We start from the raw sequence: 23,524 nt of genomic DNA on the forward strand, positions 1-23,524 counted from the left end.
TTTTGTAATGTAGACTGAACGGGTGGCCATTGGCCGCCCGTTTTTTTAAGGGGAGCAAAGCATGGCAGCTAGGTTGGTTGTAAGGGATTTCCTTAGCATTACAAGCGCAGACATTGAGCTCTCGACTTTAACTGTGGTCATCGGACCGTCCGCGAGCGGAAAGAGTGTTCTTTCCAAGCTCGCATTCTTCTTTAACGAACTCTTCAATGAGCAGTGGCAGGTTCTGGAAGAATCCAAGGGACTGGATCACTTCAAGACTCATGTAAAAGAAAAATTCAAAGAATGGTTCCCGGTCCAGGCGTGGGGGCAAGGAAAGTTCCAGCTCGAATTCTATGCGGGCGATTTTCAGGTAAGAATCAGTCGAATCGAGTATAGAAAGAAACTCGGCGAGAATATGAGGGTTTGGTTCTCTCCGTACTTTGAAGAGCAATACAACGCAGCATTGGCTATGGCAAAGCAGGCATCCAGGCTGTCTGACGATGCGGTGGAATCTCATCGTGCCATGGCAGTTTCTTATGAGCTTAGAGAGAATGTAAGGAAGCTAAATCGCCGGCGTTTGGGTGAAAATTTCAGTGAAAGTCAGGTGTTTATCCCTGCTGGTCGATCCTTCTTCACTAGTATTGGGAAGAGCATCGTAGCTTTCGAGCACGGTCGTATCCTTGATCCTCTCATTCTAAGGTTTGGTAGGTTCTATTCTAGCCTTAGAGAGAGGAGGTTTATGCCGCCTCTTTCTCGTGCAGCCTCTCATCTTGCATCAAAATTGGATGCGATTATGAGTGGAACGCTGGTATTTGAAAGGAATAAGGAATATCTAAAGACAGCTGACGGACGGCGAGTTCCTCTATCAGCGATGTCGTCCGGTCAGCAAGAGTTGATGCCCCTGATGGTCGCACTCAAGAGTAGGATTGGCTACGCTGAGAGGTTTGGGTTGCGCCAGCAGATCTTTATAGAGGAGCCGGAGGCACATTTGTTTCCATCGGCGCAGAGTACCCTTGTGGAAGTGTTATCCCACTTTATCGCCTTGTCAAAAGGACGGTCAAAGTTGATGGTGACGACGCACAGCCCTTATGTTCTGGCAAAAATAAATAATCTAATAAAGGCTAGGGGTGTCGCTGGGCGCAAGGGATCTCGCAGGTATTCGGAGATTCAGGAGATAGTCAAGGAAGAGTACTGGCTTGATGGTGGCAAAGTTAACGCGTACGCGATCCAGGCGGGCGTTGTAACGAGAATTCAGGACGAAGATGACGGAATGATTGAGGCTGATTATCTTGATGAAGTGTCCGGTCAGATCGCTTTGGAGTTTTCAAGGATCCTTGGTGTGGAGTATTCTCGATGACTTGCGCTGAATCTCGAGAACTATCGACGGACTCACGGGTTAAGGTTGAAGAAAATGGAAGGGTGGCGGTATTCATCAATGAAGACCGGGCGCGATTCCATAAGGTTAAGCTCGATGATGGTGTTGTTAAGGGAGAACTTTGCGCTGACTTTGCAGTACTAAGGGAGTCGGTTGGAGTGGTAATAGTGGAGCTCAAGGGAACGGATATCGAACATGCCGTTGACCAGGTTGAGGCTGCGATAGAATTAATGAAGAAATGTGGTCGTCCTTTGGAGAAAAAGGGGAGAGCATCTGCAATTCCATTCGCAGGGTTGATAGTGTGTTCTAGGTATCCAAAATCAGACACCTCTTTCCAGAAGAAGCAAAAGAAATTTGTCGCAAAGCACAAGGCTCCTTTGCATTGTGTCTCTGGGAGAGGAGAGTTCAAGTTGGAGAAAGTTCTGAGGTTTGACGGACCTCGCTGAGAAGACGCCTGTTAACCATTAAAGGTGGAGGTGTGCATTGGCTATGTTCCAATGCACACTGTTATCCTTTATTTTGGTAGATACGACTTTCGTTTTCGAAGTTTCACGGCTCGTTCAGAGCTTTTTTACTAAGCGGTCACCTGCAGCCGCTCAGTAATCGGTGCATGTCACGGTAATTGCCGCCTGTTTCATGCGGCTATTTGAGTATTGGTCGCGGCCGTGACGAGGTCGTACCGCCCCTGGCCAGTGGTCGCCGACCACCAGGCCACAGGCGCCTTCCAGCGCTGAAAGCTTCGCCCATCGATCGCTGCCGTGACACAGGCATGTTGCAGCCATGCACCCGGGCGCCGGGCTTGCTCGAAGTACGCCACCAGGGCTCGACGATCTTCCAGGAGAATCATGCGTCCTCGATCTTGCTGAAGATCGCCTCGAGCTTTTCTGACAGTACTAGCAACGCCGCCGTCTCGGCCAGCGCCTTCTCCTTGCGTCGCAGTTCGCGCTCAAGCTTGCGAATCCGCCGACGATCCTGCTTGTCCTGGCGACCACCGCCACCAAGCTCGCTGGGCTAGGCCAGGCTCTGCTGGGCCGAGGCACGCCATTGCGCCAGCGCCTGCGGATACACCCCGTTGCTGCGGCACCAGGCGCTGCGCGTTGCCTCGTCCATGCTCGCCGTGGTCAGCGCCGCACCGAATCGCGTGGCTGCCGTCCACACCCGCTCACGCTACGGCTCGGCTAAATCCTGGCTCAGCCAGCGCTCCAGCGTAGCCTCTCACACCTCCATCTCCAGCGACAGCGCGATGGCCGGCGCACTTTTCGGTGGCAACAACCGCGCCACCGCCTTGTCCTTGAACTGTTGTCCGTATCGTGCCATTTCAACCTCCCGTTACCGCCCCACTGCAGGATCTTATCCGGGCGACAGCTAATCTGACCTTGGGGGCACTTCGAAGGCGGAAAACATGGCAATCCGCCGCACTTGATCGCGACGGATGACTGCGGTGCTGAAAATGTAAGGATCAAGGAGGGTTGATCAGGCCATCCCTAGGGCAACAAGTGCTCGATGGCCTGTATGCGTCGCTAACTGACGCCATTGGCATTGCTGCATTACCATGTGAGAAGAACATTCAGAGCAAGAATTCAGCATGGGACGCATCAGCTTAGACGTGGATCTACGACCGTTCCGCATCGGGTCCGAGTACTCACGGCAGGATGTCGCGCTAATCGGTGGGCTGCCCGTGCCGGGGGAGATCTACGGCAGGCCCTGGGCTGACGGCATCTTAGAGCTCGAGAACGCCGTGCTGCTGTTCGTCACCCTCGAGAAAGAGGGAGAAGCCAGCTACCTGGACGTCTTCGACGGCACTGATTTCTACTGGGAAAGTCAGAATAGGAACAGCCAGAGCTCCCCGATCATTCGCAGGATCTCAGGCGGCTCGCCAACCTATCTATTCGCTCGGCTGAGAGCCAAGATCCGCGGCACATCGAACGCTGCCCCCTTCGTCTACTGCGGGAAGCTCGACTTCGTGGCCATGGATGGCGAACATCCTGTTACGTGCCTGTTCGATGCGGTCGACATTGAGAGTGGCCGCGGCGAGAGTCTGGCTGATCTCCTGCAGTGGCGGCCAAGCGTCTCCTCCGATGACTTCTCCGCACGCCAAGTGCGGCTTAAGGGAGACGCCAAGAAGAGTCTGCCACCGGCGATCGCTCAATCAGTTCATGGCTATACCCCAGCCGTAGTGACTAGCCAGCCGACATACGAAGTTGTGCTCACAGACGGCGCCATACGCAACGGCTACATATCGGTGGACCCCAGCTGGTCAGGCTTCGATGCAGCCATGCTGGGCGGCCCGGATGCAGCTTCCGGTCGAGAGGCGACTTTCACGTTCCCCGATGGCTATCAGATCACCTCCGATCTGCGTGCCAGCGGGCCGGGCTCGGCTCGAATCCGTGCAAGGGTTGCGCCTGCCTTTCGGCGCCTTGGCGTGGTGGCCGGCGACTCGCTGCTCATTGTTCAAGAGAAAAGTGGGCAGTACCGAATTGAGGCGCGAAAGGGCGGCAGAGACACGTTTGAGCTCGGCTACGCACGCCTGCGTGAGCGCTTCCTCGCGCGGCTCCCTGGGTTCAGCGGCTTCTCCGAGGACCAGCGCCTGCTGCGGGAAACCAACTACAAGCGGCAGTTGGTAGAGCATTACCACGCGATCATGCTCCCAGCGCTCGGCAGCGGGCAGCCAGAAGAAGTCTGGTCTGCATTGATCAAACTGCTGAAAGTCCGTGTTGGCGCTGAGAATCCGCAACCTCAGAACGTCGTCGGCTGGCGAATCGTTGCGCAGCTGGCCGACTTGCCGGAGCGCGATCGCGCGGCGCTGGGTAGCGCTGTCCTTTCACTGCTTTCAGGGCAAGGCGGCGATGCGGCGCTGGATGGCTTCAATGAGTCTTCATCCAAGCTAAGCTCACCGCTGCAGCCTGCTGGCCAGCGCTCGCTCTCTAGCCTGTTGCTCACTCTCAAAGACCCGACGCGCCACTTCTTCATCAAGACTGGCCAGATGCGCAGTGCACTGGGCCTGCTCGATCCGACCTTCGATTTCCGCAAAGGCGGCATGACCGGTGAGGAGTGGGAGCGCATCCGTGCGCTATCCACTCGACTGGCAGCCCGTCTATCGGAAGACGGCTGGCCGCCCGCAGACATGATCGATGTTCAGTCCTTCCTCTGGGTGGCCATCGCCTATGAGCAAGGCGATGGTGCCGAGGCTGAGGAACAAGAAGATGAAGCTGTGGAACAGGACGACGACATGCCCGTGATTCACGCTCCCTCCAATACTATCCTCTTCGGCCCGCCTGGTACCGGCAAGACCTACGGTGTGGTGGACAAGGCGCTAGAGATCCTTGATCCGGAACTGCTGGCCGCCACAAAGGGCGAGGGTGCCGCCGCGCGTGCCACACTGAAGCAGCGCTTCGACACGATGCACGATGAAGGTCGCATCCGCTTTGTCACCTTCCATCAGAGCTTCGCTTATGAAGACTTCGTGGAAGGCCTTAAGGCTCGCGCCGGCGAAAGTGGTGCGCTTGAGTATGGCGTCGAGAACGGTGTCTTCCTCGAGCTTTGCATCGATGCCCAGCACAGCGACCTGCCGTACGTCCTCATCATCGACGAGATCAACCGCGGGAACATTGCCCGCATCTTCGGTGAACTCATTACCCTCATCGAGCCAAGCAAGCGCCAAGGTATGGACGAGGCGCTGTCGGTTTGCTTGCCGTACTCCAAGCAGAAGTTTGCTGTGCCTGCCAACTTGCACCTCATTGGCACGATGAACACCGCGGACCGCTCGCTTGCTGCCATGGATGTGGCGCTGCGTCGACGCTTCCGCTTCATTGAGATGCCGCCCCAGCCGGAGCTGCTCGATTGGAGTGTCGAGGGTGTTCCTGTGGGCGAATTGTTAAGCACCCTAAACAATCGCATCGAGGTTTTGCTGGGCCGGGATCATCTGATCGGTCATGCCTACTTGATGGGCGCCAAGGACCTACCCGCGCTTGCCGATGCGTTCCGCCTCCGTATCCTGCCTCTGCTGCAGGAGTACTTCTTCGAAGACTGGCGCCGCATTGCTTGGGTCCTGAACGACGACGCTAAGCCTCACGCTGAGCGTTTTCTGCGCCAGCGCGAGCTGCAGTTGAACCGTCTGTTCGCGCCCGACGTCCAGCTCGCCCCGGACACGGCCAATTGGTACATCCATGAGGCGGCATTCGAACAGGCGGCCAGCTACAAGGGAATCCTCGTCGGTCAGGCAGATTGATCGATGGCCGTGCTGACTGTTCGCGAGTACGCGCGCATTGGCGTCTCGGAAAGTGGCGCGCGGCAGGAGGGGCTGGATGCCGCCTTCCTGCCGCAGGCGTCCTTTGACTGGCTGTGCAGCGAGTTCGAGCGCTTACGCGCAGGTGGAGCGGCGCTCATGCAGCGCGACGGCGCACGCTGGCTTCGTCTGGATCAACACGTAGGCGTAATGGAGTGTCCCGACGGCACCACGCTTGAGGTGCTCCCGAAGCACGTGGCACATGCGGATGATGCGCTGGGCGCCCGACGGCTGCTGCGGCGCATGCTGTGCACTGTCCTGGATATCCCGCCGAGGGAAGGCAGTCCGGCCGATGTGACCCTGTTCGACACGCCGTTGAATGAATGGGTCATGGGGCGGTTCATCTCTGCGCTGGATGATCTGCTGAAGCGAGGACTTCGCTTCGACTACACCCGTGTTCGAGAGGAGCAGCTATTCTTGCGCGGCCGATTGGATATGTCGCGCCAGCTTCGTCAGTCGCCCACCCGTGCCCACGTGTTCAACATCGAGCACGATGTGTTTAGCGAGGATCGTCCAGAGAACCGACTTCTGCGTGTGGCCTTGGATCGCGTGTGTGCGCGTACGCGCAATGCTGGGACGTGGCGATTGGCGCAGGAACTGTCCACGCGTATGGCCAGCGTTCCACGAAGCACTCAGATAGCCAGTGACCTACGCGCCTGGGGCAGCGATCGGCTGATGGCCCACTATCGCGAAGTTCGCCCGCTGTGTGAGCTGGTTCTGTCAGGGCAAAGCCCGCTGGCGCTGGCAGGCGATTGGCGCAGCCCCAGCATGATGTTCCCCATGGAGCGGCTGTTTGAGCGCTACGTGGGTGTTTGCCTCGCTCGCCAGTTCGCACCGGAGTGGCGGATTGGCGGTGCGGCATCGGAGTACCTGTGCCGCCATGGCGAAGCGAGCTGGTTCAATCTGATCCCGGACTTCTTGCTACGCCGCGACGATGAACTGCGTGTCCTGGACACGAAGTGGAAAGTCCTCGACGCGACGGCTGGCGACGCGCGGGAGAAGTACGGGCTCAAGCAATCCGACTTCTACCAGATGTTCGCCTACGGGCAACGCTACCTGGGTGGAGTGGGGCAAATGGCACTGGTCTATCCGCAGCACGCTGGCTTTGCGCAGCCGTTGCCGGCTTTCGACTTCAGCCCTGATCTGCAGCTTTGGGTTCTGCCATTCGATCTGGAACGCGGTCTGCTGGTGATGCCTGGATCGTGGCAGGCCCACGAAGAGCATGAGCCGCCCGATCAGTCATTGGGTGAAACAAGGATGCCCGTCGCTATCTAGCTCTGACGTTCCAGCCCAAGTCGGGGCCACAAAGCATCATCCCGGTCTAGGTCGTAATCATCGCCAAATGCTAGCGCTGCCTCTCGCGGCGGCAAGTCCGCATAGCAGCCCAGCAGGAACTCATCCATGCCGGCATCGCTATGGTCGATGGCAAATAGGCCGAGCATCGCCTCGTCAAAGGCTTTCAGCCACTCCGCGTCGATCTTGGTCATGTCATCCTCCTGGATAGGGCAGGATGGCCTGGGCGAGTCTCATGGAGTAGGACGGCAGGTGAGATGCAATCCGAGCGCGCTGTCGATTGCAGACCCACCCGGGATCGTAGATGCTCGCCTAAGCTAATTAGGGGCAGGGGCAACATGGAAGGCATCGTTAATCGGTTGATGGAGCTTCAGGGCGGCCAGCTGCTAACTCCGCTGGCTATGTTTGCGGTACTCGTCCTGATCTTCAAGGCATTGTCGGGTCTCCAGCAGACCCGCGGGTCTGCCCGGAGGGAGTTCCTTGAGCTCTTTCAGGACGTCGAAAAGAAAGATGACCTCTGGTTGTCGGTCGCCGTAAGGCATCACTTCGGCGTATATCTGCCTGTATCCATCATCCGGCGTCTCTGCAAACTCGACCAGCCTGCGCGCGCGATCATGGAAGTAGCTGACGCGTGGCCGCTTGTCGATACTGACGATTTAACCGGCGAAATTCGGTGGCGTAGCAAGCGACACGCTAACCCGGCGACGCGCCGCCGATTCGCATTCGCCTTTCTTGTGGGCTACTTCGCTTCCGCTCTGTGCGCCAGCTTGCTCGCGTACATTCTGGTTGTTGGACAGATGTCCGCCCGAGCGTCATTTTTCTACTGGATATGGGTTGTACTCGGTGGCGTGGCAGCGCTCTATTGTGTTCATCGATCAGACCTCCTCCGAACCGGAGGGCCATCGCTCGAGCGCTGGCTTGGAGTGAAGTAGCTAAGCCATTCGTATCGAAGCCAATGAAGACTGGCGCTGCTTCTCTCGCGATGTTGGATGTCCGCGGGCTTTTTCCTGCCTGACGTTGTCCAACATCCTCACCGTCGCGCTTCGTACCGCCGCATCAGTTCGCGAGTGGTCGCCTCCACTCGCTTCCAGTCGACCAAAAGCACCCGCGCGTAGCTCATCTCCATCGCCACGCCACCCTCCACATCCACCATCGAATGCCGGCACATCGCCACCCGATCCCCACTGGACCTTACAAGCTTCCCACCCTCCATCAGCACCCCATCCGGCACGTACTCCCAAGGGTCGCAGCTGATGAACGTCCTCACCCGTCCCTCCCCATCCCGCACCACATACCAGTCCGGCGCCACCTCCCACGTGTCCCGCGACAACCACGACCGATTCACCGCATAAGGCGTCAGCCCCCAGCGCGGCGGCAGCGCCACCCGCTCGCTCAGATCCCGCGCCAGGTAGTCCGCCGCCCCCGCGCTGCCCACATACCGCAGCTCAATCGAGACCTGCCGGTACCCATCCTCCACCGACCGCACCGGATGATCCCCCGGCGGCGCGGCACCGAAGTCCGGCCAGAACACCGCCAGCATTACGCCGCCACCGGCAAACGGGCCGATCTGGTTGTAGTAGAGATTGGCCGGGAACATGAAACGGTGCGGGCCCAGGTTGGCCTCCACCGGCTGCGCCGTGTAGGTGCGGCCGCCCACGGTGCGGGGGCCGTAGGTACCGTTGAGCAGGGCGAGGATCTCGTCATCCATCTCTGTGGAGGGCGGGCGGGCGCAGCCGCTGGCAGCCAGTACGGCCACCATCGCGGCGCAGGCCAGCCGGCGTGCCGGTGTGCGGGTCATGGTGAAACTCCTTGCGTATGATCGAGCGGGTACCAAAGCAGGGGCTTACCGCTGCCCATGCACCCGCTCGCTGGCCAGCGTCGTCAACGCCACCACGGCCATCAGTAGCCCTTCCATGTGCCGATCGCCAATGCACTGCTCGGGCGCGGCGTTCTGCCGGGTGCGCTCGTTGGCCAGGGCCATCTCGCCCACGGCGCGCAGGGCGGCCAGGGTGCAATCGGCGTCGGCCAACTGCAGGCAGCGGCCGATGCTCAGGTTGCGTTCGTGCCACGGCTGGCCGTCTGCGGCAGCGCCCGCGCCAATGCGGCGCAGGGTGGCGACAAACCCGTTGGGATCGGTCGTGAGGTCATCCTCGTGATCGGTGTTGGCCGGATCGCGCTGGGTGTGCAGATCAGGGAGTTTCGTTGCGCTCATGGCAGTGCTCCGTGCAGGAAGACAGCAGCCACCGATGAAGGTGGCGGACGATGCGTGGCTCGAAAACCGATATGTGCCAAACCGGCGGGTCCGAAGACCCCCACGCACCGCCCGCCATGGAACGCGAACGGATTGCCAGCCGGCGCCACACGAAGGTGACGCCGGCTGACAAGCGTAAACAACTGGCACATACACGGGTTTTCGACGCCCGCGCCACCCGTGTCAGGTGGCAATGCCAAGGTGTACTCGCACGGTTGCGAGATGCCAAGAAACCGCAGCGCTGGGAGGCCGCAGGTGTTGACGCTTACGGCATTGTTGCATGCGAGACACAGCGCGAATGCTTTGCGGTGCAATGGTTTCGGGCGGTGTTAAGTAACCGCCCGAACACGCCTGGAAATGCACGGTTTGCAGCAGCGCGTCGTTCCAATTGCGACAGCCGATTCTCGCTGCCTTCGCAGAAAGCGGGGCGATTGCGTCACTGCTTAACTGTGCAGCACCAATCCCGGCACCGGCCACAGCAACGGCGTGCGGGCCAGGTCGTAGTCGTTGCCGTAGGCCATGACTGCCTCGCGCGGTTCCAGATCGGCATAGCAGCCCAGCAGGTAGGCATTTATGCCGGCTTCGCGGCGGGTGGTGGCAAACAGGCTCAGCAGGGCGTGGTCAAAGTCTTCCAGCCACTCGGCGTCGATCGGGGTCATGGTCATCCTCCTGGGGGGAGGGGAGGATGACGTGCGGGTGTCTCATGGGCTGGGACGGAACTCCAAACCTGTGAGGCAATTCACAGGGTTCTGATTGCCCGTAGGCGCTGACCGGCGTAGAACTTACCGCAACGGACGCATCACCCCCACAGCGAGGGAACGCAATGGCTGCCAATGAAGACAATGACGGGCTGTTTGACCTGCAACTGATCATTGATCCCACGATTTTTTCGCAGAGTGGCCTGCTGCAGCAGCTCAACGCGGTGGGCGAATTCGAGATCAACGCTCCCGAGAACAGGCTCTATCTTCCGGTCGATAGGGAGCTGGCGGCCAAGCTGGGCTGTTCGCAGTACGCTGCCAAGCCGCTTGAGTCCTACACGATGGGGATGGTGGAGCAGCTTTCCATGATCGAGCTGTCGCCCGACGGGCAGGGCGCGATGCGGGGTGATCCTGCTGCAACGGCCCGTGCGCTGGAAGCGGTGCTCAGGCTGCGGGACACCGTGAAGGTTGCACTGATCAATGGGGATCTGGTGTTGGCTGTGTAGTGCATCTTGCTCACCAAAATGTTAATTGAAACAGTATCGAAAAAACGCAAACGCGAGGAAGCAGCCTTCCCCAAGTGGCGTTCAGGCCAAGAATCAGGATTTCGGAAGAGACAAAACGTATGGAGCCATCGATGTCAAATCAGCCCGCCCGCGGGCATTTCTTTCTCTTGATGCCGGACACCACCCGGGGCGGTAGAGGGCACGGTGTAGTTTTCGAAAATGTTAAAAGACTTCGTACTCCCCCCCGTCTCATCCTGCGACCTGAAGGGGGTGGGTTCCCCCCGTTGCTTGAAAAACCCTTGCTGGTCTACTCACCTAAAAAGGGCGAGCCCCCTGAGGATCTCGAGGGAGGAATGAGCGGGTATTGGCTTGTTTCCGACCGTCTGCGTGAAGTTCTGATCTCTATTGATCCAAGCGCATTTGAGTTTGTGGAATGCGACTACAGGCTCGCCGATGGCACCGCTGGGCCGCGGTACTTCCTCTGCGATGTCACTCGCGTAATTGATGCAGTGGACGAGGCGGCATCAAAGTTCCGCATGATTCACGAAGATGGCTACCCTGGCGGCAAATTCTACGACCTAAAAGGTGGGAGCTCGTTAGCCTTCCGAAGAGACGTGGTTGGCTCGGCACATATTTTCCGAACTCCATACTCCGGGAACTTGGTGTTCTGCGACCGGGCGTTGCGCGATGCTGTTCTAAGCGCCGGCATCGGTGGGGGCGATGAATCTCGCGGATTGTGGTTCACGGATGCAGCAGATATCTGATTCGCTGATTAAGCTCAAGGAAGAGGTTGCACCATGGCGCATAAAAGTCCGATCCTCCAGAAGCACCACGTGCTTGAGCAGCAGACCTTCAAAAACAACGACTTTCTGCAGGCATTGGTGGAAGCCGAGCTCGTGGAGAAGGATGTCTTTGAGAACTTGCTCTACATGCCAGCGGATAAAAGACTTGCCGCTGTCATGGGTGTTTCTCCGCATGGAGGAGGGCCAATCAAGGATTATCAGAGAGGAATCACTCTATCTCTAGAGCAGATCGAGGCATCCTCAGACGGTCAGGCAGCGCTTCGCGGTGACGCAGCGGCAATGGAGCGCGTTGCCGCCCGGGTGAATGGTCTTAGAGACACAATGGCAATCGGTCTAGCCAATGGGGATCTCTACACAAATGCGCCTTTGGGCATGGATTCAGATGCTATTCGTCCCAGAACCCAAGCATTCTTTGGAAGCATCGATCAGTACGCGCAGGTCCATGCTGCGCAATACGCTGCACTGAATGGCATGAGTCCGGACGAGAGGATGCATCATCTTGTGACAAGGACCGAGTCACGTGTTGTGGCTCTGTTGGATGTCCATGACCAGTCTGGCGCCAAGCTGACAAAGGGAATTGACCTAGATCTGCAGCGTAGCAGTCTGTCGACTGCCATCTTCAACGCGCAGCAGTCTGGTCGTATCGTCATGTCCGAGCAAGGCATCCTGAAAGTGGAGCGTGTGCTTGGTGAAGAGGCCGCTTATCGCATTCGAGGGCCTCGTTCGCAGCAGGGCGGCATCACATTGGACCTCCTCATCGGCGAAGCCTCCGCCAGCCAACTGATCCGCTCTGGCGGCCTGCTCGCCTCCGGCGCTGATGCCATCCTCACCACGCGCCGCATATCCGAGCACCTGCAGCAGGGCAATGGCACGGCCGCCCAGTCCGAGTTCAACCACGCGGTTGCACGCAGTGGCGGTGGCTGGCTCGGAGGCATGGCAACCGCCTCCGTGATTGGCACGTCCAGCTTCGTGCCGGCGGCGGTGGTGGCGGCCGATGCGTTGTTCATGAGCAAGGCCTTTGACAAGGGGGCCGACCTGCTCGACAACCGCGCGGTGTATCACCAGAAAGACAATGCCGGCGTGCAGTGGAAGTTTGACGGCAACAACTGGCAGCGCCAGGCCAGGATGGAGAACTCGGCTGCCGGCCCTGGGGTTGCCACCGAGCACAGTGTCGGCGCCAGCTATGAAAAGGCGCGCGAACTGGGTGCGAAGGCCAGCGTCAGCGCAGTAGAGCTGGCACTGAAGGATGCGCCGGCACCTCAGGATCCCTTCAACCTTCCTGCCCGCGGCGATGAAGGAAATGGCTTCGGTAACCCAAACTGGCACCGCGATGCTCAGACCCAACAGTGGACCCGCCAGATCAAGACCGATGTGGTCGGTGCAAATGATCGCGGCATCTACGAAACCCAGAAAGCGACACCCGAACGCGCTGCAGAGCTGAACCAGCAGGCCGTGCAGCGCATCGAGGACAACATCGCCCATGGCAAGGCGGCGATCGCAGCAAGTTACCTGGAGAATCGCGCTGCCACGCGTGCAAGCGATTTTGTGCCCCTGGTGCCCGATGCTGTAGAGGCGGCGCGCGCCCGGCCGGACGCCATTCTTGGTTCGGACAACGTGCTCTACCAGCGCGACGAAGCGGGAACATGGTCCCACGAGGGGCGAGTAGCACAGGGCAACATGGCGCTGGAACTGGAGGCGACGCGCAAGATCCAGCAGCCGTCGATTGAGGTCCTCGACCGTACCGTTGCTGCGCTTGAGGCACGCCCCGCACCTACGAACGCCGAGATGAACCGGAACGAGGTGCGGCATGGCTACGCCTCTGCTGGCATCTCGCCATCCCCGCAGTGGATGGAGGCCATCGAGCTGGCGACGGCGCGCACGCGCGCCCAGCACGGCATTTCCGGCGCGACGATGCAGCAGCTTGCGCCTGCGGTTGAGGGCAATGCGGGCGAGTCCCGTGCGATTACCCACTACCAGGTGGGCGCCGATGGTGTTGCCCATCCGGTGGCGACGACGACCACCGAGGAACTGCGGGCGGCGTGGCGGGAAGTGCGCGAGCGTTCCGCCCAGCAGGCCCCGGTGCCTGATTCGCCCGAGCTGCGTATTGCAGCACTGTCGCCGCGCGAGCAGGAGGCGTATCAGCAGGCATTGCAGGAAGCCAACCGGCAAGGCGCAGCCACGGTGGATGCTGGCCAGGCCGCATTGGCGGCGGCCCAGCAGATTCAACGGGGTGCCCCGGTGGCGACGGAGGCCGGCGAAGCGCTGGCAGACGCCCAGCGCGAGCAGGTCCAGACCCGTGTGCCTGGTCCCTCAGAGGCGATTGCCCCAGCCGTGCCGCCTGTGGCGGTGCCCGCGCCTGCGGCCGAGCGCGAGACCCCTGAAATTTCCCGGCGGGAGGGGCCGCGCGAGCTGCGTCGCGAGCCCGAGCCACCGCGTGAGCCGGAGCCGCAACAGGCCGAAGCGCAGGAGCGTGCGCGGGAAGTGGCTGAACCGCCTGCGGCGCCTGCAGCGCGAACACTGCATGAGCCACCTGCTGACATTGCCGTTGCCCCGAATGACGCGCCTCATCACGTACATGCACAGAATGCAGAGGAAACCCGAACCCACGACAGCCATGAGCCTGAGCGTCCGCGCACGCCTCCAGTGGCGCCTGAGCCCCCGCCGCAGCCGATTCCTGTGCCGGCTGTCGAGCACGCTCTTGAGGAACAGTCGATACCACCAGCCGCGCCTGTGCACGAGGCTATGGCCGAGGCACCTGTGGCCCAGAACAGAACCGCGGAGCCTGTGGATGAGCGGCCGGCGGAGACAGCGCAGCACGACGATGCAGTCCCATCCATTGCAGCCGCCGAGGAGGAGGCTCCGACGAGGGCTGAGCCACGGACGGATACCCAGGCCGCCACGTCGCCTCCTGCGGATGCCGTGTTCGGTCCCGCTCAGCCGGGCCACCCCGACCATGCCCTGTACCAGCAGGTCCGTCAGGGCATCGAGACGCTGGATGCGAAACATGGCCGACACTTCGACCACACCAGCGAGCGCATGGTCGCCAGCCTGACTGTGCTTGCCAAGGACAACGACCTGGAGCGGGTAGACCACGTGCTGGTCAGCAAAGCCACCGCCGAGCATCCTGCAGGGCACGCGGTGTTTGTGGTGCAGGGGGAGCCAGCAGACCCGGCACACCACCGCGCAAGCATGCCGACGGAAGTGGCTGCTCAGACGTCAGTGGAAGAATCGGCGCAACAGTTCGACGTGGTCAGCCGGGAAGCGCAGCAGCGTGCGGTGGCGAACCAGATGGAACAGCAGCTGGAAGACCAGCGTGTGCAGCATGAGATTCAGATACGGGCTGCGAGCGGTGGTTACTGATCGCCCACCCCAAGGCTCATGATTTTTTGTATCGGGACAGGGAAGTTCGCACAGCAGACTCGATCTTCTTCCAGTCTCTCAGGATGACGCGCGGATACGTTGCAGTAATCGCGATGCTGTCTTCAACATCAACGAAATAATGGGTGCAGCCGGCTACTCGGCTGTCTTCCGTGTCGCGTAGGCGATCGCCGGAGAGGGTGAGGCCGTCAGGGAAGTGGGCTTCACTTTCGCACTTGATGAAAGTCGTCAGTTCGCCTTCGCCATTTCGAGCGACGTACCAGTCCTTCTCCATGCGCAGATTGCGGGGCTGGGGCATTTTGGTCTCCTGCTCCAGCGCTTTCTGGAACGCCGGCATCAACGCTTCGTTGATTGCATAGGGCACCAAGCCGAAGCGCTCTGGTTGGGGTATCCGCAGGTCAAGCCGTTCGGTCGGGTCGTTGCGCAGCACGGACGTCGGCGTCGATGTCTGCTCCGTACTGGTGTAGCGCTCCAGCAGGCCCCTGATCGGGGTGCGATCAATATGCTGTAGGCCAATGACCACGGAGCGCTGGAAGTCTTCCATCGAACGATCCGGGCGGGTGCCTGGTAACGCGGGGCCCAGGTCTGGCCAAAGTAGCGTCAGGCCAACGCTGCCATCGAAGTAGGGACCGATCTGGTTGTCGTAGTAGTTGGCGGGGAACATGAAACGGTGGGGTCCGACGGTGGCCTCCACAGGTTCAGTGGTGTAGGTGTGCCCTTTGATCGTGCGGCGCACGTTGGGATCTTCTGGCATTCCAGCCTCCTCGCTTGGGGATTCCACCGAGGGGGAATTGATACACCCAGTGGCGCTCAGTGCTAGCGCCGCCACAATGGCACAGCGGAGGCCAAATGGAGCGATGTTCATGGGGTCAATCCATTGCTCATGACATGGGCAAATATAGCCAACCCGCGGTTGACTCGCTGGTTGGACTCATCACCCGCCCGATGGCGCCCCCGCATCATGGTCAGCCGGTAGCGCAATCGGTGTCGCCGCGCAGATGCTGCGCAGGGCCTGCTTCAAGCCTTCCTCCATGGTCGGGTGGTAGAACGGCAGCTCCAGCAACCGGCTAGCGGTGCAGCCCGTCTCAACCGCCCACGCCAGCAGGTGGGCCAGGTGCTCGCCTGCCGGCGCCACCAGGTCTGCACCAATCAGCTTGCCCTCCGGCGCCGCCGCATACAGGGTCAGGGTGCCCTCGTTGACGCCCTCCACCCGTGCCCGGCCTTGGTCGTCAAAATCGGAGGTTCCCGTTACCGCGCCTTCTTCTTCAGACTGGCCGATGCTGGCAACCGGCGGATCGGTAAAGGTGATGCTCAGCGGCACATGGCGCTTCACCGCGATCTTCGCTGGCATCGCCGCGGCGTTGCGGCCGGCAATGGCGCCATCGCTCGATGCCTCATGCAGCAGGGGCAGATCGGCAGCAGCGTCGCCCGCCAGGAACACGGCGCTGTCACCGCAGCGCATCGTCTCGCGGTCGTGGCAGGGCACGCCGTGTTTGTCCAACGCCAGTTGTGCGTTGTCCAAGGCCAAGCCGTCCAGGTTGGGCGGGCGCCCCAGTGCAGCTACGACGTAATCTACCTGTACGCTGCCATCGGCGTGGTCTTTGCCGCTCCAGCGCACATGCACGCCCTCATCGGAACGTTCGGGGTGTACGTCCACGCCGAGGTGGACCTCCATATCTCTCTTCAGCACGGCCAGCAGTGCATCGTGCACGCGCGGGCAACGCACCTTGGCCAGTGTCGTCTCCTTGCCGAGCAGGGTGACCTGCACGCCCAGCCGGGCCAGGGCTTGGGCAAATTCCAGCCCCAGCGAACCAGTGCCCACTACCGCTACGCGCTTCGGGAGCTGCTTCAGCTCGAACAGGCTTTCGTTGGTCAGCACGCGGTCGCCCAGTGCTTCAAAGGGCGGTGGCAGGGCGGGCGCGGAGCCGGTGGCAATGACAATGGCGCGTGCCTCGACGCGTCGGCCGTCCTCCAGTTCCAGCGTGGTCGGCCCGGCAAACCGCGCACGACCAGTCAGCCGCGTGGCTGGGTCGAGCTTGTCGATCTGCTTGCGGGTGAGCGCTGCAAAACGATCACGCTCCTCACGCACGCGGCGCATCACCGCCGCGTCATCAATGGCCATGCCATCCACGCGGATGCCGAACAGGTCTGAACGGCGCACGCGCTCGGCCTGCTTGGCGGCCGCCAGCAACAGCTTGGAGGGCATGCAACCGACGTTGGCGCAGGTGGTGCCGCTGAAGTGCGGATCGATGAGCAGGGTGGACGCGCCATTACGGCGTGCGGCTCGCTCTGCTGCCAAGCCGGCCGTGCCGGCGCCGATCACCGCCACATCACAGTGCAGGGGCGTGCTCATAGGGCCGCCGGCAGGGTGATGGCTTTGACGTTGACGAATTCCTTCAAGCCCTCGGGGCCATGTTCGCGGCCGTAGCCGGAGGCTTTCACGCCGCCGAAGGGCAGGGTGGGGCCGGCCACGTTGAAGCCGTTGATACACACCATGCCGGTATCGAAGTAGGTGGTCGCCAGCTCGCGGGCGCGCTTCACATCGCGGCTGAAGATGCCGCCGCCCAGGCCATAGCGGCTGTCGTTGGCGATGCGCATGGCGTCATCATCGTCCTTGGCCTTGATGATGGCCGCGGCGGGTCCAAACAGCTCGTCCTCATAGGCGACCTGGCCCGGGGCAACGTCAGCCAGCACCGTGGCCGGGTAGAAAGCGCCGGTCCGGTCAGGGATCTCGCCACCGACCACCAGGCGGGCGCCCTGGGCCACGCTCTTGCTGACCTGCTCGTGCAGGGTGTCCCGCTGGGCCTTGGACACCATCGGGCCCAGCTGGGTGTCTGAATCGTTGGGATCGCCCATGCGGATCGCTGCAAACTGCTTGGCGTAGGCCTCGACGAAGGCGTCGTAGTTCTTTTCGGTCACGATGAAGCGCTTGGCATTGACGCAGGTCTGGCCGTTGTTGAACAGGCGACCCTTTACGCAGGTCTTCACTGCCAGCTCCAGGTCGGCATCGTCCAGCACCAGATAGGCATCGTTGGAGCCAAGTTCGAGCATGGTCTTCTTCAGTGCCTTGCCAGCCTTCTCGGCCACGGTGCGGCCTGCCTTTTCGCTACCGGTGAGGGTGACCGCGCGCACCAGGTCGTGGTCGATGATGGCATCGGACTGGTCGTGGCTGATGAGCAGGACGCCGAACAGACCCTTGGGCAGGCCGGCCTCCTCGTACAGGTCGCGCAGGAACAGGCCGCTGCCGGTGCAGCTTTCAGCGTGCTTGAGCAGCACGCCATTACCCGCCATCAGGCTGGCAATGGAATAGCGCACAGCCTGGTAGGCCGGGAAGTTCCACGGCTGGATGCCATACACCACGCCGATGGGCTGGTGGGTGACGATGCCGGTGCCATTGGCCGAAGGGCGCTCTTCATCGGCCAACACCTTGGGGCCCTGCTCGGCGGTGTACTTGCAGATGGCCACGCACAGGTCCACTTCGCTGCGGCTGTCACCGATCAGCTTGCCGACCTCGTCGGTCATCAGCTGGGCAAACGCTTCTTTCTTTTCTTCCAGCTTGCGGGCGATGGCGGACATCACTTCAGCGCGCTCTTCCAGGCTGCGCAGGCGCCACTGCAGGAACGCTTCGTGGCAGGCCTTCACGGTGTCTGCTGCCTGGGCGTCGGACATGTAGGCGTAGGTGTGCAGCACCTGTTCGGTCAGCGGGTTGATTGTCTTGATCGGGTGGTCGCTCATGGGGGAGTTTGCCTTGGGGGAGGGGATGGAGGGGGTTTCAGCCGTAGCGGTGACGATGGCGGCGCAATTTGCCCTGCACGTGGTGCAAGGCCTTGAGCACTTCATCGCGCCAGCCATCGGCCGGCAGTTCGCGCACGGCCGAATGGGCCGCGCAGACATAGGGGGTGCCGGCCCAGCGCTCGGCCAATGCGCGCGCCCAGCGCTCGAACGCGTCTGCGGCGCCGGCCCGGGGCTGCAGTGCGCGCGACAGCGTGGGGTGGAACTTCAAACCGGACTGCGGCAACCATTTGCCGAGGGTGCCCGGCGCGGCCAGCACGCTGAGGGTGTCGTCAACATGGACGATGCCGCTGCCGCGGTGACGGACCAGGACCGAGCTGGCATGCACGTTGTCGTCGGCCGGTACCAGCTCCAGGCCGGCGGGAACGGTGAAATCGAGGTCATCGGCGAAGTCGGCCTGGGTCTCCACGTCTTCGATCACGTGCGGATCCCACGGCAGGTGCGGTGCCTGTTGCAGGTGACGACGCGTGCCGATCAGGCGCGCGGCCGGCAGCAGCTGGTGCAGAGGCTCGCAGTGCAGAGTGTGGAACGGGTGCACGTTGATGATGGCGTCCACCAGCGTGCCGCCGGCGGTCAGGCCCAGCAGGGCCTGGCGCTGGGTCTCAGTGGGGGTGTAACTGTCCAGCACGAGGAAGCGGCCATTGCTACGGCGCACCACGGAGAGCTGCGTGCCCACGTCGAGCAGGCCGGCCACCTTGAAGGTGCCGCGCAGGTTCCAGAAATCATTGGCGAGTTGCTGCATCGGGATCAGAGGGCGCGGCTGCGGTGGCCGTCGCGGTGGTTGGGTGGGGGCTCTGATCGTGCGGAGGCGGCTATTGCAGCGGCGTGAAAGCGGGTGATGGGGGTGTCAGGGGTGGTGGGGGGCGTCACCGGTGACCGGATTTTCAGCGACTGCCGCGCTTTAGATGTGCTACCCGTGGCTCAGTGTTCGCTGGTTCACACATTCAGCATGCCGCTGCTGTGGACGCTTTGCCGACCACATGCCGCAGAACCCACCTGTGCCATCATCCCGCCAGAACCGCAGTACCCAACAAGGCTGAGCACGCATGGAGCAGGCAACACGCTACACGGTGACCGTTTTCCTGGCTGCGCCGGGCACCCCGCTGAAGAGCGGAGGCGTATCCCCGCGCGGGCAGATGTATCTGCAGGTTGCCGAGGGCGAGGACACCCACAGTTACGGCTTCGCGCCGCCGCGGCTGCCGGCCGGTGAAACCGCGAAGGGCGTGCAGTACGCGCAGGTGCGCCACGACGATGCCGACGAGCACGTCGACCCTTATTACAGTCGCACCCTGGAAATCACCGCCGAGCATTACGGCTGCCTGCGTGATTTCGCCGAGGAGCCGGCCGAGTTTGAATTCGATGTCGACCGCCCGGCCACCATCAACCGCTGCAGCGATTTCGTCTGGGCCGCGCTGAACTACGCGGGCCTGCACCCGCTGCCGACGCCGCTGGATGGTGGCAGTGATCTGGGCGAGTTCGCGGTGCTGTTCAACCTGCCGGAAATCCAGTGCATTGCTGCACCGTTCCCCGACAGCGATCTGAATGCCGAAAGCCACCACCCGATGCCCGAGCGGGAGGCCGAGCATCACCGCCAGGGCGACCGTGCGGAAGGCGAGCCGCCGCCGAGCCCGATGGAAGTGGCCGGCACGCTGCTGGATCCCTCGCATCCGGACCACCGCCTGTTCGCGCAGCTGATCCAGAAGGTGGCCGAGCTGGATGCCGCGCATGGCCGCACGTTTGATGACAGCAGCCAGCGCATCAGCGCAAGCCTGCTGGTGCTGGCCAAGCAGAACAATCTCTCGCGCGTGGACCACGTGCTGTTGAGCCGATCGACCCGCGATGCGCATGCCGCCGAGAGCATCTTCATCGTGCAGGGCGACCGTGACGACCCTGCGCATCGCCGCGCCAGCATACCCACCGAGGTGGCAGCGCAGACGGATGTGGCCGATTCGCTGCGGTTGAAGGAGCAGTAGCGCGGGCAGCCGCCACGCACGCGTGGGCGGACGTCACAGCCCCCAGCTGCTACCATTGCCCCGCAACCCAGCCAGCCCACCCCGCGCAGACAGGTGCGGGGGGGGCCGTCGCAGAACGGCCCAGCGAGCCAGGACACCCTCCCGTGCCCTTTCAAGGATGCTCGCATGACCCGTCTTTCCGTTTTCCGCTCGGCCGCACTGGCCATTGCCATCTCGCTCAGCGTCGGCGCCCCGGCGGCATTTGCCGATAATGCGACCGCTGCAACCGCGGCCAGCACCTCGGTGCAGCGCCAGGCCATCGCCCAGGGCCTGTACGAGCTGGCCTACAGCCCCACCCAGAACGCCGTGTTCGTGGCCTCGTCCGGTGGCTTCGGCGACAACGCCGGCCCGGCCCAGGTACTGCGCCTGGACCCGGCCACGCTGGCCGTGCAGGCCCGCATTCCGCTGGAGCGCAAGGGCTTCGGCGTGGTGCTGGATGACGCGCACAACCGCCTGTACGTGGGCAACACCGTGGACACCTCGGTGACCGTGGTCGACACCGAGAACAACAAGGCCATCAGCACCGTGCAGCTGATGGAAAAGAAGGTGGGCAAGGATGGCAAAGCCGGCTACACCCATGACCTGCGCGAGCTGGTGGTCGACAGCGCCGCCAACCGCCTGTACGTCACCGGCCATTCCGGTGAGGGCAGCGTGCTGTTCGTGGTGGATACCACCACGCTGAAGCTGATCGACACCATCCCTGGCCTGGGCAAGGCCAAGGCGCCGGGCCTGGCGCTGGATGCGGCCAACAAGCGCGTCTACACCAGCAACCTGCTGGCCGACCTGGTGGTGGTGGGCACCGATTCGAAGAAGGTGGTGGCCCAGCACAAGATCGCCGCCGAGCAGCCGATGAACATCGCGCTGGACCCGGACGGCAAGCGCCTGTTCGTGACCGACCAGGGCTCGGAGATGATCCGCAACTACGTGACCAAGAGCAGCGAGGGCTTCGTCAGCAAGCACCCGGGCCAGCGCGTGCTGGTGCTCGACCGCAGCACCGGCAAGGAACTGGCGAGCATCCCCACCGATGCCGGCCCGCTGGGCATCCTGCTGGATGCACCGCGCAAGCGCCTGTACGTGACCAACCGCGAAGGCGGCACGGTGACCGCCTATGACAGCGCCAGCTACAAGAAGGTGGCCACGTATGCGGTGCCGACCCACCCGAACAGCTTGGCACTGGATGCGAAGAAAAACGTGCTGTTCGTGAGCATCAAGAACGGCGAGAAGGATGCCAAGGGCTCTGAAGAGAGCGTGGCGCGCATCCAGCTGTGATGCAACCGGTAGCGCCGGGCCATGCCCGGCGGCTTCCCACGTGAAAAGGCGGGGTGCAGACCTTGCATTGTTCTTTGCCCTGCCGGCTGCCGCCAAACCGGGGCCGCGGCCACCCTTCAGGTATGCCCTTCGGCCGCGTTCACGGGCCCATGCGAAGATGCTGCCATCGGCCTGGCCACTCGCTGGCACGGCCTCGAAGGAGTGATTACCGCACCCATGGACGCCGTGATGCCCAACCCCGCTTTGCCCCGCCTGCGCGTGGCCGTAATGGCCATGGGCCTGTTGATGCTGCTGGGCTGCACCGCGCCGCCGCCAGATCCCGCGCCGAAGGTGCTGACCGCGGACGAGGCCGCCGCACGCACGGTGGTGCCCCTGACCCGCCCGATTGCGCTCGACAAGGCGGGGCAGGTGGTGGATGTGGAATTCGAACTGCCGCCGGCTGGAGCAGATATTGCTCCCCAGTTGCTGATAGGCGTGCGGGTTGCCGGAGACGAAGAGGCCGCCGACAAGGCGCTGTGGTTGCTCAATGGCTACGATCTGATGGCCAAAGTGAGGCTATACCGGACCGATGGCGCTGACGCGGCCCCACTGTCGTTGACCCGCTACGACGCCGTCAGTCGTAAAAGAGTGCCGCTCGATGCAAATGGGTTGGTGCCGCAAGCGATAGCGATCAGTCCTGCATCTGGGCCGCTGCAGGCGGCAGGGCTTGTTTCCCCGGCACTGAATTACGGATCGTTGGGTCTGGCTTTCCTTCCAGAGGCGAAGCCAGGGCACTACAGGCTTTCGATCGAACTGCCCGAAGATCGGCCGGAACTGAAGAACATGAACGTTGAACTGTTGATTGGCTACATGGGGAGATCAAAGTAATGGACAAGGACGCACGACATACCCTGACGATCTATGTGGCGGCGCCGGGAACGCGACTGGCCGATAGCACGGAACGGTCGCTTTCGGGACACATGTACCTGGAAACTGGCGAAGGCGATAAACGGCTCAGCCATGGGTTTCAACCTGGAGCGGCGCCTGTGGGCTACCAGCGTCAGTGGCACGACGTATCGGTTCCAGGCACGATCGTGGACTCTGACGTATCGACCTACCAGGATCCTTACTACTCCAGGACTATCGAGATCAGCAAAGATCAGTTCGACCGGATCCAGGAGTTTGCCAAGGACCCTGAGAAGTACGGATTTTCCAAGAAATACGAGATGTTCACCAACAGCTGCACGGACTTCGCGTGGGCTGCGATGAAGCATGCAGGCATCCATGACTCGAAGATTCTCGGCGTCATGGATTTCGAAGGTGACGTCAAGCCCATCTACAACGTCAAGCCGATCCAAATGATCAAACCGCCGTTCCCGGACAGCGATCTGAACACCGAACACTTCAACGAGATGCCCGAGCAGAACTGGCGCCAGAAAATGTTCTCGGAAAACGAAGCACCGACGCTTTCACCCGAACGCGCGGTAGCGTCGGCAAGCACGGATGCCCGCCACAGCAACGACCCGCTCTTCTCACAGATCAACCAAGGCGTAGCCCGCCTGGATGCAGAGGCGGGCCGCACGCCTGATGCCACCAGCGAAAACGTCAGCGCCAGCCTCTACGCGCTGGCCAAGGCCAACGACATCACCCGGGTCGACCATGTGCTGCTGAGTGAACGCACCGCGCAGGCCGATGCGGCGCAGAACATCTTCATCGTACAGGGCGAGCGCGACGATCCTTCGCACCTGCGTGCCAGCATGGCCACTGCAGTGGCGGCGCAGACGCCGGCGGGTGCGTCGTTCGAACGTGCCGAACAGCTGACGCAGACGGCGCAGGTGCGTACCCAGGACGAGCAGCAGCACCGCCAGGTACAGGAGCAGTCCGGGCCGCGCATGGTGTAGCGG

The 23,524-nt window shown here is 61.8% G+C and carries 20 protein-coding genes and 1 pseudogene; 12 read left to right on the plus strand and 9 right to left on the minus strand.

Annotated features, from left to right (window positions below; all coding sequences use genetic code 11):
- The first annotated feature begins 61 nt into the window (after positions 1-61).
- Positions 62-1,336: an ATP-binding protein gene (locus DCO49_RS06575; RefSeq protein ID WP_116863330.1), complete on the plus strand. Its 1,275-nt coding sequence runs from the start codon at positions 62-64 to the stop codon at positions 1,334-1,336.
- Positions 1,333-1,800, plus strand: coding sequence for a hypothetical protein (locus tag DCO49_RS20130; RefSeq protein WP_133249399.1), 468 nt, complete (start codon positions 1,333-1,335; stop codon positions 1,798-1,800). The genes DCO49_RS06575 and DCO49_RS20130 overlap by 4 nt, the downstream gene beginning before the upstream one ends.
- A 249-nt stretch (positions 1,801-2,049) precedes the next feature.
- Here DCO49_RS20130 and DCO49_RS20520 read toward each other — a convergent pair.
- Positions 2,050-2,671 (minus strand): annotated as a pseudogene (locus tag DCO49_RS20520) (IS3 family transposase); the annotation flags it as partial.
- Positions 2,672-2,939: 268 nt separating this feature from the next.
- Here DCO49_RS20520 and DCO49_RS06580 point away from each other — a divergent pair.
- On the plus strand, positions 2,940-5,582 hold the full coding sequence (locus DCO49_RS06580) for a DUF3427 domain-containing protein (RefSeq protein ID WP_116863331.1): 2,643 nt from the start codon (positions 2,940-2,942) through the stop codon (positions 5,580-5,582).
- A 3-nt stretch (positions 5,583-5,585) separates the two neighbouring features.
- Entirely contained in the window at positions 5,586-6,914 is a 1,329-nt protein-coding gene (locus tag DCO49_RS06585; RefSeq protein WP_243402679.1) for an McrC family protein, read from the plus strand.
- On the opposite strand, the gene DCO49_RS06590 is transcribed toward DCO49_RS06585, so the two are convergent.
- Positions 6,911-7,126: a hypothetical protein gene (locus DCO49_RS06590; RefSeq protein WP_116863332.1), complete on the minus strand. Its 216-nt coding sequence runs from the start codon at positions 7,124-7,126 to the stop codon at positions 6,911-6,913. The genes DCO49_RS06585 and DCO49_RS06590 overlap by 4 nt on opposite strands.
- Before the next feature lie 144 nt (positions 7,127-7,270).
- On the opposite strand from DCO49_RS06590, the gene DCO49_RS06595 reads away from it, so the two are divergent.
- Positions 7,271-7,864: a hypothetical protein gene (locus DCO49_RS06595; protein ID WP_133249400.1), complete on the plus strand. Its 594-nt coding sequence runs from the start codon at positions 7,271-7,273 to the stop codon at positions 7,862-7,864.
- Between the two features lie 98 nt (positions 7,865-7,962).
- Here DCO49_RS06595 and DCO49_RS06600 read toward each other — a convergent pair whose 3' ends face one another.
- From DCO49_RS06600 to DCO49_RS06610, 3 genes are all read right to left on the minus strand, one after another.
- Positions 7,963-8,730: a hypothetical protein gene (locus DCO49_RS06600; RefSeq protein ID WP_116863334.1), complete on the minus strand. Its 768-nt coding sequence runs from the start codon at positions 8,728-8,730 to the stop codon at positions 7,963-7,965.
- A gap of 45 nt (positions 8,731-8,775) precedes the next feature.
- Positions 8,776-9,144 carry a hypothetical protein gene (locus tag DCO49_RS06605; RefSeq protein WP_116863335.1) on the minus strand — a complete coding sequence of 123 codons (369 nt, stop codon included), beginning with the start codon at positions 9,142-9,144 and terminating at the stop codon, positions 8,776-8,778.
- 482 nt (positions 9,145-9,626) lie between these two features.
- Positions 9,627-9,842, minus strand: a complete 216-nt coding sequence (locus DCO49_RS06610) for a hypothetical protein (protein WP_207776468.1) — start codon at positions 9,840-9,842, stop codon at positions 9,627-9,629.
- Positions 9,843-10,006: 164 nt separating this feature from the next.
- On the opposite strand from DCO49_RS06610, the gene DCO49_RS06615 reads away from it, so the two are divergent.
- The 3 genes from DCO49_RS06615 (at position 10,007) to DCO49_RS06625 (ending at position 14,550) form a co-directional block, all read left to right on the plus strand.
- Positions 10,007-10,387, plus strand: coding sequence for a hypothetical protein (locus DCO49_RS06615; protein WP_116863337.1), 381 nt, complete (start codon positions 10,007-10,009; stop codon positions 10,385-10,387).
- Positions 10,388-10,518: 131 nt separating this feature from the next.
- Positions 10,519-11,151: a DUF1629 domain-containing protein gene (locus tag DCO49_RS06620; RefSeq protein WP_243402680.1), complete on the plus strand. Its 633-nt coding sequence runs from the start codon at positions 10,519-10,521 to the stop codon at positions 11,149-11,151.
- Positions 11,152-11,184: 33 nt separating this feature from the next.
- Positions 11,185-14,550 carry an XVIPCD domain-containing protein gene (locus tag DCO49_RS06625; protein ID WP_116863339.1) on the plus strand — a complete coding sequence of 1,122 codons (3,366 nt, stop codon included), beginning with the start codon at positions 11,185-11,187 and terminating at the stop codon, positions 14,548-14,550.
- Positions 14,551-14,566: 16 nt separating this feature from the next.
- Here DCO49_RS06625 and DCO49_RS06630 read toward each other — a convergent pair whose 3' ends face one another.
- From DCO49_RS06630 to DCO49_RS06645, 4 genes are all read right to left on the minus strand, one after another.
- Entirely contained in the window at positions 14,567-15,433 is an 867-nt protein-coding gene (locus tag DCO49_RS06630; protein WP_243402681.1) for a hypothetical protein, read from the minus strand.
- A gap of 69 nt (positions 15,434-15,502) precedes the next feature.
- On the minus strand, positions 15,503-16,921 hold the full coding sequence (locus DCO49_RS06635; protein ID WP_116863341.1) for a dihydrolipoyl dehydrogenase: 1,419 nt from the start codon (positions 16,919-16,921) through the stop codon (positions 15,503-15,505).
- Complete coding sequence (locus tag DCO49_RS06640; RefSeq protein WP_116863342.1) at positions 16,918-18,303, minus strand: NAD-dependent succinate-semialdehyde dehydrogenase; 1,386 nt, start codon at positions 18,301-18,303, stop codon at positions 16,918-16,920. Before DCO49_RS06640 ends, DCO49_RS06635 begins: the two co-directional genes overlap by 4 nt.
- 37 nt (positions 18,304-18,340) lie before the next feature.
- On the minus strand, positions 18,341-19,102 hold the full coding sequence (locus DCO49_RS06645; RefSeq protein WP_116863343.1) for a hypothetical protein: 762 nt from the start codon (positions 19,100-19,102) through the stop codon (positions 18,341-18,343).
- Positions 19,103-19,406: 304 nt separating this feature from the next.
- On the opposite strand from DCO49_RS06645, the gene DCO49_RS06650 reads away from it, so the two are divergent.
- The 4 genes from DCO49_RS06650 (at position 19,407) to DCO49_RS06665 (ending at position 23,521) form a co-directional block, all read left to right on the plus strand.
- On the plus strand, positions 19,407-20,333 hold the full coding sequence (locus DCO49_RS06650; protein ID WP_116863344.1) for an XVIPCD domain-containing protein: 927 nt from the start codon (positions 19,407-19,409) through the stop codon (positions 20,331-20,333).
- A 165-nt stretch (positions 20,334-20,498) separates the two neighbouring features.
- Positions 20,499-21,641: a YncE family protein gene (locus tag DCO49_RS06655; protein WP_116863345.1), complete on the plus strand. Its 1,143-nt coding sequence runs from the start codon at positions 20,499-20,501 to the stop codon at positions 21,639-21,641.
- Between the two features lie 216 nt (positions 21,642-21,857).
- Positions 21,858-22,508, plus strand: a complete 651-nt coding sequence (locus DCO49_RS06660) for a hypothetical protein (protein ID WP_116863346.1) — start codon at positions 21,858-21,860, stop codon at positions 22,506-22,508.
- The gene (locus DCO49_RS06665) at positions 22,508-23,521 is read left to right on the plus strand and encodes an XVIPCD domain-containing protein (RefSeq protein WP_165835692.1); all 1,014 of its coding nucleotides are present in this window, start codon (positions 22,508-22,510) and stop codon (positions 23,519-23,521) included. Before DCO49_RS06660 ends, DCO49_RS06665 begins: the two co-directional genes overlap by 1 nt.
- Positions 23,522-23,524 lie beyond the last annotated feature (3 nt).

The sequence above is a fragment of the Stenotrophomonas sp. SPM genome (assembly GCF_003105135.1).
Classification (GTDB): domain Bacteria; phylum Pseudomonadota; class Gammaproteobacteria; order Xanthomonadales; family Xanthomonadaceae; genus Stenotrophomonas.